The following is a 15,082-nucleotide window of genomic DNA, read 5'->3' as shown; positions in this document are numbered from 1 at the left end:
ACCCTCACTACAAAAACAAAGCCACCGCGAAAACGGTGGCTGTTCTATTTCTTCTCATAGAGCATGGCAACAGTGGATACTATGATTGTGCAAGGCGCTCCCGTTGCTGGGTTTCTGCGATATTGAATTGGCGAACGTCTAATTTGGCTAGATCGTTACACTCTTTACAGGAGTGGTGGCAAAGGCCGTCAATATACTCATGTTTGGTAACTAGGCTAGGCTTTTTGCACCAATCGCAAATACCTTCGATAGTAAACATAGATTTCTCCTCACCTTGTTTTACCAGGTGTTATTTTCGGCGAAGAGTATGACATACATGATGAAGGTAAGTTAACTTTTTGTTACTTGAAGTGGGAGGGAGATCGATTGCGTAAGTGAGTGAAACTAAGGGTCCTGTCTGTTTTAAATTCAACGAGTTTTAAATTGTAACTATCTATTAACATTGGCAAGGATGACTTTTAGTGCATTGTTAAGGCGTTTCATTTCCTCATCACTGCCCTTCAAATCTGGGTGGTAAATTTTACATAATTGCTTATATCTGACTTTGATGTCTTTTTCAGCAGGAATGGCCTCTACTTTGAAGCCAAATAGAGCGCACGCGAGCGAGAGTTTTTGCTCTGTAGCGAGAGAATCTGACTTGTGTTTAGGTATGTGTTGACCTTGAGACGATTGCATCTTCTTAAACTGGCGATACAAGGTTTCCAGCTGTTTTTTTTGTTGTCTCAACAGGTTGTCTTTGTCTTTTAGTTTAGACTCTAGTTTGCGTTTCTCACCAGACAAATCATCATGTGAGAGCTTTGAATATGCTTTTAACTTACGTACTTTGCGACCCAGCCAGAATGCTAATACTGATAATGCACCTGAAATGATCATCAATGCATAAATGATGTCATTACTCCGGTTACTGGCACGGGACTTACTTTTAGCGACAGGGCTTAGCTCAATAGTCGAATTATCAAAAGCGACGTCTAACTGGCCGATCGATGACACTTGTTTCGCTCTTTGGGCATTGAATTTCTTTTCCAGTACCCTAGCATAGGCTTGTTCGGCCTCTTCATTGGCTGATGAGGCCGTACGGTACCAAACTTCAGCCAGGTCCAAATTTTCAGGTGAGTCAGGCATGTTCTCGTAAACCTTGCCCAGATTGAATTGAGCTTGGGTATTTCCGGATACAGCGAGTTTAGTGAGCCAATATATGGCTTCCTGGGTATCTTTAGTCTCATTTTGAAGATAAAGAGAGGCGAGTTGTACTGCCGCTTCAGTGCTGCCGTTGTTGGCTGCTTGTTCGAGCCAGTAGAGTGCGTCTTCTTGTGAGGGTTGAACATCTTTACCCTTAAGGTATTGGTTGGCTAGTTGTATCTGCGCTTCTACGTCATTGCTTTGAGCTTTATTCGTTAAAACTTCGATAGACTCGGCCAAGGTGATTGGGGAGAGCATTAACAATAAAAGGCTGATAAATTTCAAGATATTCCCCAAACCATTAAAAATGACTTACCTGATCTATAGTGTAATGTATTTATCTAACAAATAAAAAAATGGCTTCTAGAGAAGCCATTTTCATCGATAGAATCCCGAGTCTTATTTAAGAGGTAGAATCTTAATTTCTACTCTTCGATTGCAAGCTCGACCGTCTGAAGTGCTGTTCGAGCATAGCGGGAAGCGTTCGCCGTTGCCTCGTGCAATCGCGCGACCAGCCGCAACACCTTGTGATAATAGATAAGAGCGAACAGACTCAGCTCTGCGTTCAGATAATACCTGGTTAGTCGTATCGCTACCTGTGCTGTCGGTATGTCCTTCAATGACTAAGCTGGTATCTGGATACTCAACCAGAATCTTAGCCACGCCGCGTAGGGTATTGTGGATGCTAGGGTCTAGGTTGTACGAGTTGGTTTGGAATCCGATACCATTTTCCATACGAAGCAATAACTGATTTTCACCAACACGCTCAACCTGAACACCTGAATTGAGCAACTCTTTTCTAAGAGCCGCTTCTTGTTGATCAAAATAGTAACCTACACCACCGCCGACGGCGGCTCCTCCGGCTGCACCTATTAGCGCATGTTGTCGGCGCTCTGTTGCATCATCACCTGTCGCTAACCCGACTGCAGCGCCTGTCAAAGCGCCGAGCAGTGCCCCTTTGGTAGCTGAATTTGTTTCGGATTCACCGGTGGTCGCATTCTGGCGCTGTGTTGCTTGGCAGCCAGTGAGTGCGATCGCTACCGCAAGTGCTAAAGTCATTTTTTTCACGAAAACATCTCCATGTATTCTTTCACTTTCATTGTCAGCATAAGTCAAAACTGACCTGTGGGCTTATACGGGGAGTAGAATTAACCCTCTAGTGTTTGTTATGTCAATTAATTATATATCAATTGACTGAATGTTAACGTTGGCTGAACGTAAGTGGTGAGAATTCAGCCAAGCTAATTTAAGAGAGGGGAGAGTTTATCGTAGCATTTTAGGGGCTTGGGCCCCATCAATTGGACGACTGACTGAGACTGAACGACCTTTCTTTAGGCCGACTTCATAGTCTTCTGTGAGGTTTTTCATTGCTTCGCGAAGTTGCTTTTTGAACGTTTCGCGATCAATGTTTTTGAATTCTTTATCGATATAGTCGTCGATTTTTTTATTGGAGTCATCATCAGGGCTGATGAGTGGCAGTTTCTCAAGCGCCCCTTCAACCCAACCCGAAACGAAGGAATTGACCCGACGAGATACCTCACCAGTAGACGTGCCTGTACCCGCAAAGCTGTTGCGAAACTTACCTGTTTGCTCATTCATCTCACGATAGATGATATCGAATGCAAAAGCTGCAAAGATGGCGCGATCAGCCTCACCAATGAATTCAGCACGCTTGAGGCCTTTGTGGTTGGTTAAGACGGCTTCTACACCAAATTTGGTATTAATCCCGCGAATAATACGGAGTAGGGTAGAGCTAATGTTAGAAGGCAGTAAGTTTGTCGATTTAGTTTTGCCCATTTTGATGAATTCAATGTCATCTTTATCTAAGCCATATTTGAGCATGAGGCGATGCGCCATTTTTATCGCGTTCGCCGCTTCATTAACATTGGCTGAGTTACCAAGTTCTAAACACTTAGCAATTTTTTTGAGGGCTTTTTGTTTATCCATCGACAACAGAAAATCTCACTGATTTTTACAAAGTCGACCATTTTAACGCTTCTGACATCAAAACGAAACTCTTGGCTTGCCAGAGGATAAGTTTTGTTTTGAAACCATATATTCAAAAATAAAAAAGCCGCTGAAATTACAGCGGCTTAGTCAGGTTTAGTTGAGAAAGATTAGATACCTAGCTCATCTAACAAATCGTTGCCGTTATCGGCCTGTTCTTTTGGCGATTCTTTCTTAGATTTCAGCTTTTGTTGTGCTTGTTCAAGAATCGAATCTGGTGTTTCATCTTCGTGAGTTTCAAATTCTTCTAGTTGAATGAACTCCGTTTTGTCCATAGCAAGCTCAAGGTAGAAAATGTTGCCGTTTTCGGTTGAGAAGGTCACACGGCGAGCCTGAGGGCGGTCTAAGTTCGTGTCAACGGAAAGGATGACTTGCTTATTCAGCGTCAGCATCTTAGGTTGGTTCTGCGTAATATGTGTTTGCAGCGCTTTTCTTACTTGGTTGGTGAAGTCACCGACCAACTGGTTCATCAGCTCTCCAAGCACATCACCTACCTCATCTGAAGTATGTAGGACGGCTAATTCTTCCTCAGGCATACCCATGTTGCGCATGTAATTGGTATAAATCTCCAAAGCAGCTTTTGAAGTAAAGTTGATAACAACCAGCCCAGAGAAACCACCATCAAACAGTACAAAACAACCGAAGTCAGGTTTGAGACTCGTTTTGGTGATTTTTTGTACCATAGCGGAATAGCTGATATCAGAACTGGTTGCAGAAGTCAGCACACTCGATACGGACTGGCAAAGCTTTAAAAGGATATCTTCTGTGGTAATGACTTTATTTTTTTTCATTGATGATTCACTCATGAAAGACACTTACTAATTTTAGGTATAATTACTAAGTGTGGATAAGAATTGCAATTAGTGCCATTCTGACATTGCATTTCTGTTTTATTCACCCTTTCAAATGTTGTAAAGTGACGAAAATCAAAAAAATATTACTCATTATATTGAACCCAATGCTGATAGGATCAGCGTAGTAGGGGCAGGAAGCAAATGTTACCAAGATTACACTCTCAATCTGATGTGGATCCCGTCGTACTCAGTTTTTTAGAAGATCTCAGACAATCGGGTTTTACCGGAGACATCGAAAGCCAATATTCTAGCCGCTTGGCTGTCGCGACGGACAATAGTGTTTACCAACAACTCCCCCAATCAGTCGTTCACCCTAAGTCTACTCAAGATGTTGTCCTCATTGGCAGACTCAGTACCCAATCTCAATATGAGCGTATTACGTTTTCACCACGTGGTGGAGGCACTGGCACCAATGGTCAGTCGCTGACCAAGGGTATCGTGGTGGATTTATCACGCCATATGAACAAGGTGCTGGAAATCAATGAGAAGGAAGGTTGGGTACGCGTTCAGACTGGTGTGGTTAAGGATCAGTTAAACGATGCTATCAGGCCTTATGGCTATTTCTTCTCGCCTGATCTTTCGACTAGTAACCGTGCGACTCTAGGCGGTATGATCAATACTGATGCTTCCGGACAAGGTTCCCTGAAATACGGAAAAACGTCTGATCACGTATTGTCTTTACAAGCGGTCTTTGCTGATGGATCAGTGCTTGAGTCGGATATGTCACAAGGTCGCCCTCAGGAGGGAGAGCACGCATACCAAGCATTGCAGGTTACAGAGCAAGTGTGTCGTAGCAAGCGTGAGCAAATCAATGCGAAATTTCCCCCTCTCAATCGCTTTCTAACGGGTTATGACTTAAAGAATGCATTGGATGAAGAGACACAGAGCTTCGATTTAACTCGAGTATTATGTGGCGCGGAAGGCTCTTTGGCATTTATTACAGAGGCTAAGCTTAACCTCACTCCAATCCCTAACGCTCGCACGTTAGTGAACGTGAAATACAACAGCTTTGATTCCGCACTGCGTAACGCCCCATTTATGGTTGAAGCTAACGCGCTTTCAGTAGAAACCATCGACTCAAAAGTACTCAATTTAGCTAAGCAAGACATTGTCTGGCATACCGTCAGTGATTTGCTGACTGATGTTCCCGGCAAAGATATGCAAGGCATCAACATGGTGGAGTATGCAGGCCAAGATGTTGAGGAAGTCGAGCAGCAGGTCGATGCGCTGACCAAACGTTTGGATCAAATGATGGAAGCCGAGCAAGCGGGCATTATCGGTTATCAGGTGTGCAGTGATGTAGCCAGTATTGGTCGTATCTACAACATGCGTAAAAAAGCGGTTGGTTTGCTTGGTGCAGCGAAAGGAAGAGCTAAGCCTGTCGCATTTGCAGAAGACACTTGTGTCCCGCCTGAAAACCTTGCTGACTTTATTGTTGAGTTCCGAGAGCTACTGGATTCCAAATCTCTCAGCTACGGTATGTTTGGTCACGTTGATGCAGGCGTTCTTCATGTTCGACCTGCGTTAAATTTGTGCGATCCTAAGCAAGAAGCCTTGATGCATGAAGTGTCTGACGAAGTCGTTAAGCTCGTCGCCAAATATGGTGGTTTGATGTGGGGAGAACACGGCAAAGGCTACCGCTCAGAATATGGTCCTGAGTTCTTTGGTGACGAGCTGTTTACTGAGTTGAGAAGAGTTAAAGCGGCGTTTGATCCTCACAACAAGATGAACCCAGGTAAGATCTGCACACCACTAGAGAGCCAAGAAGAGCTAGTCAAAGTCACAGATACAAAGCGCGGCTACTTTGATCGCCAGATCGATGTTGAAGTGCGAGACAGCTTTAAGCAGGCGATGGAATGTAACGGTAACGGTCTTTGTTTTAACTACGATACATCTTCGCCAATGTGTCCTTCGATGAAAGTGACGGCAGATCGTCGCCACTCTCCTAAAGGTCGTGCTGGCTTGGTTCGTGAGTGGCTGCGTCAGCTTACAGAGCAGGGTGTGGATATTCTCGATTTGGAGAAGCAGGCTTTAGAAGAAACGTCATCCATCAAATCGATGTTGGACAGAGTGCGTAATTCGTTAAACAAGCGTCATGAGTATGACTTTTCCCATGAAGTCTACGAAGCGATGAATGGCTGTCTAGCCTGTAAAGCTTGTGCTAGCCAATGCCCGATTAAGGTAGACGTACCAAGCTTCCGTTCAAGGTTCCTCAATATTTATTACTCGCGCTATCAGCGTCCTGCAAAGGACTATTTGGTTGCGAATATAGAATCAGTTTTACCTGTCATGGCGAAAGCACCAAAGTTAGTAAATGGTGTTCTAAACCAAAAATGGGTCCAAAGCTTCACGGCTTCTACGGTGGGTTATACTGATGCGCCATTCATGTCAGTGCCGACGCTAACGTCACGATTGCAGCACCTTCAACCTTTTGATCTGCAATATCTGGCGGCTTTGTCAAAAGAAGATAAAGCGAACCATGTGGTGATCGTACAGGACCCATTTACCAGCTACTACGATGCTGAAGTGGTGGAAGACTTTGCTAAGTTGTTGACTAAACTTGGTAAAACGCCTGTTTTGCTGCCTTTCAAACCTAATGGTAAGGCTCAGCACGTGAAAGGTTTCTTACAGCGTTTTGCCAAAAGTGCTAAGAGCACAGCGATGTTCTTACAACAAGTGGCCGATCTAGAAGTGTCTATGGTTGGCGTCGATCCGGCGTTGGTGCTTTGTTATCGCGATGAGTACAACGAAGTGCTCGGCGATAAGCGTGGTGATTTCGAAGTGCTGACGGTTCATGAATGGCTGCAATCTAGGCTCTGTGAGTTCGAGGCCTCTGGTACGAGTGCAGAGGAACCTTGGTATCTTCTGGCTCACTGTACAGAAAAAACCAAAATGCCTAACGCAGAGAAAGAGTGGGGAGCAATATTCTCACACTTTGGCTCTCGCCTGAATACGGTTCCTGTGGGCTGTTGTGGTATGGCTGGAACGTTTGGCCACGAAGTCGATAAGTTGCAGATGTCGAGAGACATTTACGGGCTGAGTTGGAAACCTCAATTAGAGCAGTTGCCGAAGGAGCGATGCTTGATCACTGGCTATTCCTGTCGAAGTCAGGTGAAGCGCTTTGAGGATGTCAAAGTGAAGCATCCTTTACAGGCACTACTGCAAATTGTGTGATTAGACCTAGCCCAGCGTTGAAAGCTGGGCTATTTTTTATGAACACCTGCAAAGCTCTTGAAGATTATGGAAAAGTTAGAAAGAAAAATCCCACCTGTCGCGCTGTTTATCCTTATTGGAGTGTTGATGAATCATATTGGCCATGAGTTCCACTCTTTTTCGATTGGCCTGCCGTTACCTTGGATAGTCTTATTAGTGTGTTTCGTTATTTCAGCGTTTGTTGGGCTATCTGGCGTCTATGAGTTTCGCAAAGCGAACACTACCGTCAATCCAGTTAACGTCAAAGAAGCTTCAAAGATCGTGGATAGTGGTGTCTTTGCTTACTCAAGAAACCCAATGTATTTGGGGCTATTTTTGTTGCTGTTTGGTTTCGCTTACTGGCAACAAAACTTGTTGTGTATTGTGTTTGCTTTCGGATTTGTTCTATATATGAATCGATTTCAAATTCGTCCTGAAGAGCGCGCCCTTGAAGAGCTTTTTGGGGCCGCTTATTTAGACTACAAGCAACGTGTCAGACGCTGGATATAAAAGAACCCCGCTCATATGTGCGGGGTTCTTTTTAGAAATCTAAGGTTATGCAGCTTTGTTGAACTGCGCTAAGAATGCCTCTTTGCGCTCGTTAAAGCGAGCCACTAAGCCGTCGATGTCTTCTTGGTTGTATGGCTTCAAACCACTCGCAACCATGCGCTTAACACCTTTACCGACAACCTCGTCGCCTTCTTTAAAGTCGAAATTCAATGTGACGACACCACGTTTGCCTTCAACATCAAACGTTGCGCCTGCAAACTCGACTTCTGGATGTGAGAGACTTAAACGAGCGAATTCCACTTCCATACTCTCGTAAATGACTAATGGGCGCTGGCAGTTGATCATCATCTGCTGTTCTTCCATTAATGGAACCATGATGTGTGGAAAGTTCATGCCTGAGAACTGAACGTAATTTGTTACGACATGCTCAATAAATGCGGTATCACGATTCACTTCGCCTTCGCGGTTCATGTGTAGGTATTCTTTACCGCTTTCGTCAACAACGGCGGCTTCTTTGTCACACTTGTTTTCAATGTGCAGAGCAACACCGTCACTGACCATACCTGAGAAATCAAAACGCATTTTCTGGCTAACGCCTTCTTTCTGTAGCAATACCGCGAAAAGCAGGTCGCCCGGAACGCAGAAGCGCTTGTTGTCTTCATCGTGAATTGGGTTGAAGTCGCCCGCAACCATCTTTGCAAAATGGCTTGCTTGCTGACGAGTGAACTGAAACTGCTTGTCGTTGTTAGAAAAATATGGTTTTAAAAACATAATTTACGGTAAATAGCCAAAACTGAGATGGATTATATATGACGATTCTTTTTGAATGGTCCATCCAGTGGAGTTATTACTGAATTATGACGATAAATTCAAGAAAGGGCTCCGAATTGGAGCCCTACAAACAGTGATCAGAGACTAGGTAAAATCGAATCTGGCATCAGATGATTGTGCACGGCAAGCTTGAGTAAACTGTTTGCTTGCTCAATGTCCGGCGCAAAGTAGCGGTCTTTATCGTAGAACGGTACTTTCTCACGCAAGATCTGTTTTGCTTCTTCGACTTTCGCAGACGACTTGTTTGGAGCACGGAAGTCTATCCCCTGAGCGGCCGCAAGATACTCAACCGCTAAAATGCCGCGAGTATTCTCTGCCATCTCACGCAGACGGCGCCCAGCAAAGGTTGCCATAGATACATGATCTTCTTGGTTTGCCGATGTTGGCAAGCTATCAACAGACGCAGGGTGAGCCAGCGTTTTGTTTTCACTTGCTAATGCAGCGGAAGTGACCTGAGCAATCATAAAGCCAGAGTTAACACCGCCGTTGTCGACAAGGAAAGGCGGTAGCTTACTCAGCGCGCTGTCGATCAAAAGTGCCATACGACGCTCAGAGAGGCTACCAATCTCAGCAATGGCCAAAGCTAGGTTATCCGCTGCCATGGCGACAGGCTCAGCATGGAAGTTACCACCAGAGATGATGTCACCGTCTTCGGCAAAAACCAGTGGGTTGTCAGAGACAGAGTTGGCTTCCACTTCTAGAGTGTCAGCAGCGTTACGGATTTGTTGTAAACATGCCCCCATAACTTGAGGCTGACAACGCAGAGAATATGGATCCTGAACTTTCTCACAACCTGTGTGTGAGTCACCGATTTCACTATTGGCATCCAAAACGTGGCGATACGCTAGTGCTGCGTCCATCTGGCCTCGATGACCACGCACGCGGTGAATACGAGGGTCGAATGGACGACGGCTTCCCAGTGCCGCTTCTACAGACATTGCGCCACAGGTGGTCGCAGAAGCAAACAGATCTTCAGCCGCAAATAAGCCTTCAAGTGCGAAGGCAGTTGATGCCTGAGTGCCGTTAAGCAGCGCAAGGCCTTCTTTAGGCGCAAGTGTGATTGGTTCAAGCCCAGCGATTTTCATCGCTTCCAGACCTGAGATGATCTTACCGTTGTGGCGTGCCTGACCTTCACCAAGTAATACGGTACTCATGTGCGCCAGTGGCGCGAGGTCACCAGAAGCACCCACAGAGCCTTTTTGTGGCACACATGGATATACCTGAGAGTTCACTAGGTCAATCAGCGCCTGTATGACTTTAAGGCGAATACCTGAGAATCCACGAGCAAGGCTGTTGATCTTAAGTACCATCATCAGGCGAACCGTTTCATCTGACATGAACTTGCCGATGCCGGCCGCGTGCGACAACACGATACTCTTTTGCAGCGTCTCGAGATCTTCTGGTGCAATACGAGTGTTAGCAAGTAGACCAAAGCCGGTGTTGATGCCGTAGACAGTGCGGTCTTCGGCAATCACTTGTTCAACCACTTTAGTGCTTTCATCGATAGCAGGAATGGCTTCTGGATCCAGAGTCAATCTTGCAGGAGAGCGGCTCACCTGACGGAGTTCTTTTAAGCTAATATTTCCCGGCTTTAGCGTTAAATTTAACATCTTTGTCTTTCCTTTCTTCAGGTTTGCTTACTTAAGCTTCTTCAGCTCTTCATTGAGCATAGGTAGGTCGAGCCCTTGGTCTGCTGCGCATTGCTTGGCGATGTCATAGCCAGCATCTGCATGACGCATCACGCCTGTGCCTGGGTCATTGTGAAGAACGCGAGCAATTCGTTCAGACGCATCATCGCTGCCATCACAACAAATAACCATACCAGAGTGCTGAGAGAAGCCCATTCCTACACCGCCACCGTGGTGGAGTGAAACCCAAGTAGCACCGCCTGCTGTATTTAGCAGAGCATTCAGCAGAGGCCAATCTGACACGGCATCAGAACCGTCCATCATGCCTTCTGTTTCACGGTTAGGGCTAGCGACTGAACCTGAATCTAGGTGGTCACGGCCAATAACAACGGGCGCCTTAAGTTCGCCATTTTTGACCATTTCATTGAATGCTTGGCCTAGACGCTCACGATCTTTCAATCCAACCCAACAAATACGAGCAGGTAGGCCTTGGAACTGAATACGCTCGCGAGCCATGTCTAGCCAGTTGTGCAAGTGTGGGTTGTCTGGGATTAACTCTTTGACTTTCTGATCGGTTTTGTAGATATCTTCTGGGTCACCGGATAGTGCTGCCCAGCGGAATGGACCAATACCTTCACAGAAGAGTGGGCGAATATAAGCTGGAACGAAACCCGGGAAGTCAAACGCGTTCTCTACGCCTTCTTCTAGGGCCATTTGACGGATGTTATTACCATAATCTAGAGTCGCAGCACCGCGTTTTTGAAGCTCAAGCATCGCTTTAACTTGAATCGCCATCGATTCTTTGGCTGCTTTGACAACAACGGCTTCATCTTGCTTACGCATATCGGCTGCGTGTTCCATCGACCAACCGATTGGAAGGTAACCGTTGAGTGGATCGTGCGCTGACGTTTGGTCTGTCACTACATCTGGCGTGATGTTGCGCTCAACCAGCTCAGGGAATACATCTGCCGCGTTTGCTAGTAGGCCGACAGAAACAGGCTCTTCAGATTCATAAATGATTGCCAGTGCTTCATCTAAGCTGGTGGCCTTTTTGTCAACGTAGCCTGTACGTAGACGATAATCGATACGAGATTCGTCACACTCGACCGCGATCATAGAGAAGCCCGCCATGGTGCCAGCCAGAGGCTGAGCGCCGCCCATGCCGCCAAGGCCTCCGGTTAGAATCCAACGTCCGTTTGCTTTACCATCAAAGTGCTTCTTCGCAACAGAAACAAACGTTTCATAAGTGCCTTGAACAATGCCCTGTGAACCGATGTAGATCCAGCTGCCGGCGGTCATCTGACCGTACATCATCAGCCCTTCTTTATCCAACTCATTAAAGTGTTCCCAGTTCGCCCAATGCGGTACTAGGTTAGAGTTTGCAATAAGAACACGTGGCGCATTTTTGTGTGTTGGGAATACACCGACAGGTTTACCAGACTGAACCAGCAAGGTTTGGTCGTCTTCAAGACGTTCTAAAACTTCAACAATCTTGTCAAAACATTCCCAGTTGCGCGCTGCACGGCCAATACCACCGTACACAACCAGTGAATGAGGATGCTCAGCGACGTCAGGATCCAGATTGTTCATTAACATGCGAAGCGGGGCTTCAGTCAGCCAAGATTTTGCTCTCAGATCCGTGCCATGTGGGGCACGAATGGTGCGGGTAGTATCGAGACGCATATCTTCTACTTGGCGTTCCGTCATGGTAAGACTCCTTGTATTTCACGTTTTCAGGTTGAAAGCGGGTGGCGCAAGAGCAAAGCTCTCACGCAATCTAGTCGCTTTCCTTTCTGGTTTTTCTATTTTTCGGAAAAGGCGTTAGCGATATCCCAACAAAGCCTTGCAGCTAACCGCGCCGTCTGACTGTCAACGTCATAAGTAGGGTTGTACTCAGCGATGTCGGCAATAACCAACTTCTGTTTGTAGTGTAAAATTCGGTCTAAAAAGAGTGCCAACGTATCCATACTGACACCTCTGGCGGCAGGGGCACTGACGCCCGGAGCTGTCGCAGCAGGGAAGACATCAAGATCGATGGTGAGGTAGATATAATCGCAATTATCGATGAAATGCTGCAACTGGGTCAGATGATAGATGTGGTTTAAATGCGCGAGATCTTTGTCCTCGACGAACCACACGTTGAGCTCCTTCGCTCGCTCAAACAAGGCTTGCGTGTTACTGGCTCTGCTGACACCTAGGCAGGCGTAATGGAACGGCCAGTCATGTTTTTGGCAGTAATCATAAATTTGATTAAATGGTGTGCCAGAGCTGGGCTTTACGTCGGCGTTATTGCTTTCAAACGCACGTAAATCAAAGTGAGCATCAAAATTGATGATACCAATCTTAGGAGGCGTTACTGGGTTTAAGTACTCGAAGTAGCGTGCAAGTCCTTGAAAGGAAGCCCACGCCACTTCATGACCGCCGCCGAGTGTGATAACCGGAGTAGAGCGAAGCGCTGCAGCGATGACATCAGCACATTCTGATTGGTACTGTTCCAGCAAGTCATCTTCACAGACGACATTACCCAAATCGATAAGCGCGCTTTCTTTGTGCCAAGCCATGTTGGCAAGTGCGCGTCTAATCAAATCAGGCGCTTTTTTGGCGCCAACGCGACCTTTGTTTCTTGCAACACCAGCATCGCAGGCAAAACCCAAGACGCTCACAGCGTTTCGATAAGGTTCAAGATCCTGTACTTGCAGCTGTTTGATAACGTGATGGACGCGTTTTCCCATCGCACCATCTTCAGCGTCATGGCGCCCTTGCCAGTGAAAATCCTGGTTAGTCGTTGGTAGATTAGACATATTCCAGTTCTCCGTTTACCACGCGAGCAGACAAGCGTGACAAACCCTGCTGATAACTGAAGTCGGCAGGGTGGCTCACATCCCAAATAGCAAGATCAGCATCATAGCCTGGCTGAATTTGCCCTCGGCTGTTACCGAAGCCTAGCGCTTGAGCTGCATTGCAAGTCACACCACGCAATGTTTCTTCAGGCGTTAGGCCGAAAAGTGTACAGCCCATATTCATCATCATAGTCAAATCTGAGAAAGGCGAGGTGCCCGGGTTAAGATCCGTTGCTATTGCCATTGGAATATTGTGTTGACGAAGTAGCTCAATGGGCGGTAACTGGGTTTCTCGTAAGAAGTAAAACGCCCCAGGCAGCAGCGTGGCAACCATTCCAGATTGGGCGAGTGCTTTTACGCCTTCTTCATCTAGATATTCAATATGATCTGCTGACAGTCCTTGATAGCGAGCGGTTAGGGCTGTGCCACCTAAGTTAGACAGTTGCTCAGTATGACCTTTTACATGCAGACCATGTTGTTTGGCAGCAGCGAATACTTTTTCGGTTTGTTCCAAGTTGAAGCCAATCGATTCACAGAATACATCGACGCTGGTGGCTAGTTTCTCTTCTGCGACAAGAGGAATAATTTCGTCGCACACCAATTTAATGTAGTCATCCGCTTTACCGGCATATTCTGTAGGAAGGGCATGTGCTGCGAGTAATGTTGTGGTGATTCGAATCTTACGGTGCTCTTCTAGTGCTTTTGCTGCACGTAGCATTTTGATCTCGTCTTGTACAGTCAGACCGTAACCCGACTTTACTTCTACCGATGTGACACCAGTTCGAATCAAACCGTCCAATCGTGGCAGTGCGAGGTTAATTAAAGCTTCTTCACTTGCTTCTCGCGTTGCACGAACGGTTGATAGAATACCGCCACCTTGCTTGGCAATCTCTGGGTATGGGACACCATTAAGACGCATTTCAAACTCATTAGCGCGATTACCTGCATAGACTAGGTGAGTGTGGCAATCAACAAATCCAGGTGTGACCAACTGGTTGTTACAATCATAAGAGTTGGTGCAAGAAAGCTCGGAGCCACCGATTTGCGCGATTTTTCCACTCTTAATAAGAAGGCTACTTGGTTCTGAAACAGAATACCCTTGCGATCCAGCGACCATAGAGACCAGTCGTGCATTGGTTAGCAGCAATTCTTGGCTGTCGGTTTTTAAGGATGAAGAAGCGCTTCCAAGCATGTAATTGAGTCCATAAGTTTAAATGTATATACAAATGATTGTTCAGGTATAACAATTGATCAAGTGGCTTGTTGCAAAAATGTGATCAGTAAAAAGTATGAAATGCTTTAACCGAGTAATATTTTGGAGCTTAATTTGTAGCGAGTGCCCGGGTGGTAAAGCAATGCAGAACTCACGAGCTTATCTTGGCTCCATGTTCTTCTGTTCAGTAGCAGGCAAGGTTCGTTAGCCCCGAGTCTCAAGGCATTACGCACCTCATCATCTGCAACGATGGCTTCAACGGTATGTTCGATAGCACTTAGTGGGCAATTTTCGGATAGGTACTGGTTTGGGGTGATTTGGGTAAAGTCTTGTTCAAGATAATCAGGCGCATAAGTGCTATTAACCCAGCGAAGTTCATATTGAATAGGAGAATTATCTTCAAAGTGAATGATTTCACTATAGAAAATCGGGCTGTTCAACATCACTCCTAATTTTATTGCAACAGTTTCGTCGGCGAGCATCGAGGCTTGTTTGATTACCTTACTAGAGTAGGTTTTACCTCGTAGCTTCACTTCTTCGGCAATATTTTGAATATCCAATAATGGAGACTCTGCTTTATCATCTGGTGCACAAACAAATGTGCCAAGCCTAGGCCGCCTTTGAAGCTTACCTTCAGCGACTAGATCACGAATTGCTTTATTGACTGTCATCCGGCTAACTTCGAACTGTTCTGTTAGCTCTAGTTCAGTCGATATACGATGACCCACAGGCCAATATCCGGAATCGATTTTGTCAGTAATATATTGTTTTATTTGAAGATATAATGGCGATTGGCTCATAATTACTTAATAATTATCTAATTGACTA

General features: G+C 45.8%; 13 protein-coding genes. 2 read left to right on the top strand and 11 right to left on the bottom strand.

What is annotated here, in order from left to right; translation table 11 throughout:
* Nucleotides 1–79: 79 nt before the first annotated feature.
* From L1D31_RS07880 to L1D31_RS07860, 5 genes are all read right to left on the bottom strand, one after another.
* Nucleotides 80–259 (bottom strand): hypothetical protein, encoded by a 180-nt coding sequence (locus tag L1D31_RS07880; protein ID WP_239836542.1) that lies wholly within the window; start codon nucleotides 257–259, stop codon nucleotides 80–82.
* Nucleotides 260–429: 170 nt separating this feature from the next.
* Nucleotides 430–1,464 carry a J domain-containing protein gene (locus L1D31_RS07875; RefSeq protein ID WP_239836541.1) on the bottom strand — a complete coding sequence of 345 codons (1,035 nt, stop codon included), beginning with the start codon at nucleotides 1,462–1,464 and terminating at the stop codon, nucleotides 430–432.
* Nucleotides 1,465–1,578: 114 nt separating this feature from the next.
* A complete protein-coding gene (locus L1D31_RS07870) occupies nucleotides 1,579–2,247 on the bottom strand; it encodes an OmpA family protein (RefSeq protein WP_239836540.1) in 669 nt (222 codons plus the stop codon).
* A gap of 195 nt (nucleotides 2,248–2,442) precedes the next feature.
* On the bottom strand, nucleotides 2,443–3,126 hold the full coding sequence (locus L1D31_RS07865) for a DUF2786 domain-containing protein (protein ID WP_239836539.1): 684 nt from the start codon (nucleotides 3,124–3,126) through the stop codon (nucleotides 2,443–2,445).
* 170 nt (nucleotides 3,127–3,296) lie between these two features.
* A complete protein-coding gene (locus tag L1D31_RS07860) occupies nucleotides 3,297–3,977 on the bottom strand; it encodes a DUF3334 family protein (RefSeq protein WP_239836538.1) in 681 nt (226 codons plus the stop codon).
* Nucleotides 3,978–4,181: 204 nt separating this feature from the next.
* On the opposite strand from L1D31_RS07860, the gene L1D31_RS07855 reads away from it, so the two are divergent.
* Nucleotides 4,182–7,214 (top strand): FAD-binding and (Fe-S)-binding domain-containing protein, encoded by a 3,033-nt coding sequence (locus tag L1D31_RS07855; protein ID WP_239836537.1) that lies wholly within the window; start codon nucleotides 4,182–4,184, stop codon nucleotides 7,212–7,214.
* Between the two features lie 66 nt (nucleotides 7,215–7,280).
* On the top strand, nucleotides 7,281–7,742 hold the full coding sequence (locus tag L1D31_RS07850) for an isoprenylcysteine carboxylmethyltransferase family protein (protein ID WP_239836536.1): 462 nt from the start codon (nucleotides 7,281–7,283) through the stop codon (nucleotides 7,740–7,742).
* Nucleotides 7,743–7,787: 45 nt separating this feature from the next.
* On the opposite strand, the gene L1D31_RS07845 is transcribed toward L1D31_RS07850, so the two are convergent.
* The 6 genes from L1D31_RS07845 to hutC all read right to left on the bottom strand — a co-directional run bounded on the left by L1D31_RS07845 (nucleotide 7,788) and on the right by hutC (nucleotide 15,054).
* A complete protein-coding gene (locus L1D31_RS07845; RefSeq protein WP_239836535.1) occupies nucleotides 7,788–8,513 on the bottom strand; it encodes a DUF3581 domain-containing protein in 726 nt (241 codons plus the stop codon).
* Nucleotides 8,514–8,650: 137 nt separating this feature from the next.
* Nucleotides 8,651–10,183 (bottom strand): histidine ammonia-lyase, encoded by a 1,533-nt coding sequence (hutH, locus tag L1D31_RS07840; protein WP_239836534.1) that lies wholly within the window; start codon nucleotides 10,181–10,183, stop codon nucleotides 8,651–8,653.
* A gap of 27 nt (nucleotides 10,184–10,210) precedes the next feature.
* Complete coding sequence (gene hutU, locus L1D31_RS07835; RefSeq protein ID WP_239836533.1) at nucleotides 10,211–11,908, bottom strand: urocanate hydratase; 1,698 nt, start codon at nucleotides 11,906–11,908, stop codon at nucleotides 10,211–10,213.
* Between the two features lie 95 nt (nucleotides 11,909–12,003).
* Nucleotides 12,004–13,002: a formimidoylglutamase gene (gene hutG, locus L1D31_RS07830; protein WP_171353390.1), complete on the bottom strand. Its 999-nt coding sequence runs from the start codon at nucleotides 13,000–13,002 to the stop codon at nucleotides 12,004–12,006.
* Complete coding sequence (gene hutI / locus L1D31_RS07825; protein ID WP_239836532.1) at nucleotides 12,995–14,233, bottom strand: imidazolonepropionase; 1,239 nt, start codon at nucleotides 14,231–14,233, stop codon at nucleotides 12,995–12,997. The genes hutG and hutI overlap by 8 nt, the downstream gene beginning before the upstream one ends.
* Nucleotides 14,234–14,340: 107 nt before the next feature.
* A complete protein-coding gene (hutC, locus tag L1D31_RS07820) occupies nucleotides 14,341–15,054 on the bottom strand; it encodes a histidine utilization repressor (protein ID WP_239836531.1) in 714 nt (237 codons plus the stop codon).
* Nucleotides 15,055–15,082: the final 28 nt, after the last annotated feature.

It is taken from the genome of Vibrio sp. Isolate23 (genome assembly GCF_022398095.1).
Lineage (GTDB): Bacteria > Pseudomonadota > Gammaproteobacteria > Enterobacterales > Vibrionaceae > Vibrio > Vibrio coralliilyticus_A.
This window is presented reverse-complemented; position numbering and strand designations above follow the sequence as displayed.

What these genes read in the sequence shown, in the direction of transcription:
- L1D31_RS07880 (WP_239836542.1), bottom strand. Translation starts at nt 259, where the DNA reads ATGTTTACTATCGAAGGTATTTGCGATTGGTGCAAAAAGCCTAGCCTA.
- L1D31_RS07865 (WP_239836539.1), bottom strand. Translation starts at nt 3,126, where the DNA reads ATGGATAAACAAAAAGCCCTCAAAAAAATTGCTAAGTGTTTAGAACTT.
- L1D31_RS07860 (WP_239836538.1), bottom strand. Translation starts at nt 3,977, where the DNA reads ATGAAAAAAAATAAAGTCATTACCACAGAAGATATCCTTTTAAAGCTT.
- L1D31_RS07855 (WP_239836537.1), top strand. Translation starts at nt 4,182, where the DNA reads ATGTTACCAAGATTACACTCTCAATCTGATGTGGATCCCGTCGTACTC.
- L1D31_RS07850 (WP_239836536.1), top strand. Translation starts at nt 7,281, where the DNA reads ATGGAAAAGTTAGAAAGAAAAATCCCACCTGTCGCGCTGTTTATCCTT.
- L1D31_RS07845 (WP_239836535.1), bottom strand. Translation starts at nt 8,513, where the DNA reads ATGTTTTTAAAACCATATTTTTCTAACAACGACAAGCAGTTTCAGTTC.
- hutH (WP_239836534.1), bottom strand. Translation starts at nt 10,183, where the DNA reads ATGTTAAATTTAACGCTAAAGCCGGGAAATATTAGCTTAAAAGAACTC.
- hutU (WP_239836533.1), bottom strand. Translation starts at nt 11,908, where the DNA reads ATGACGGAACGCCAAGTAGAAGATATGCGTCTCGATACTACCCGCACC.
- hutG (WP_171353390.1), bottom strand. Translation starts at nt 13,002, where the DNA reads ATGTCTAATCTACCAACGACTAACCAGGATTTTCACTGGCAAGGGCGC.
- hutI (WP_239836532.1), bottom strand. Translation starts at nt 14,233, where the DNA reads ATGCTTGGAAGCGCTTCTTCATCCTTAAAAACCGACAGCCAAGAATTG.
- hutC (WP_239836531.1), bottom strand. Translation starts at nt 15,054, where the DNA reads ATGAGCCAATCGCCATTATATCTTCAAATAAAACAATATATTACTGAC.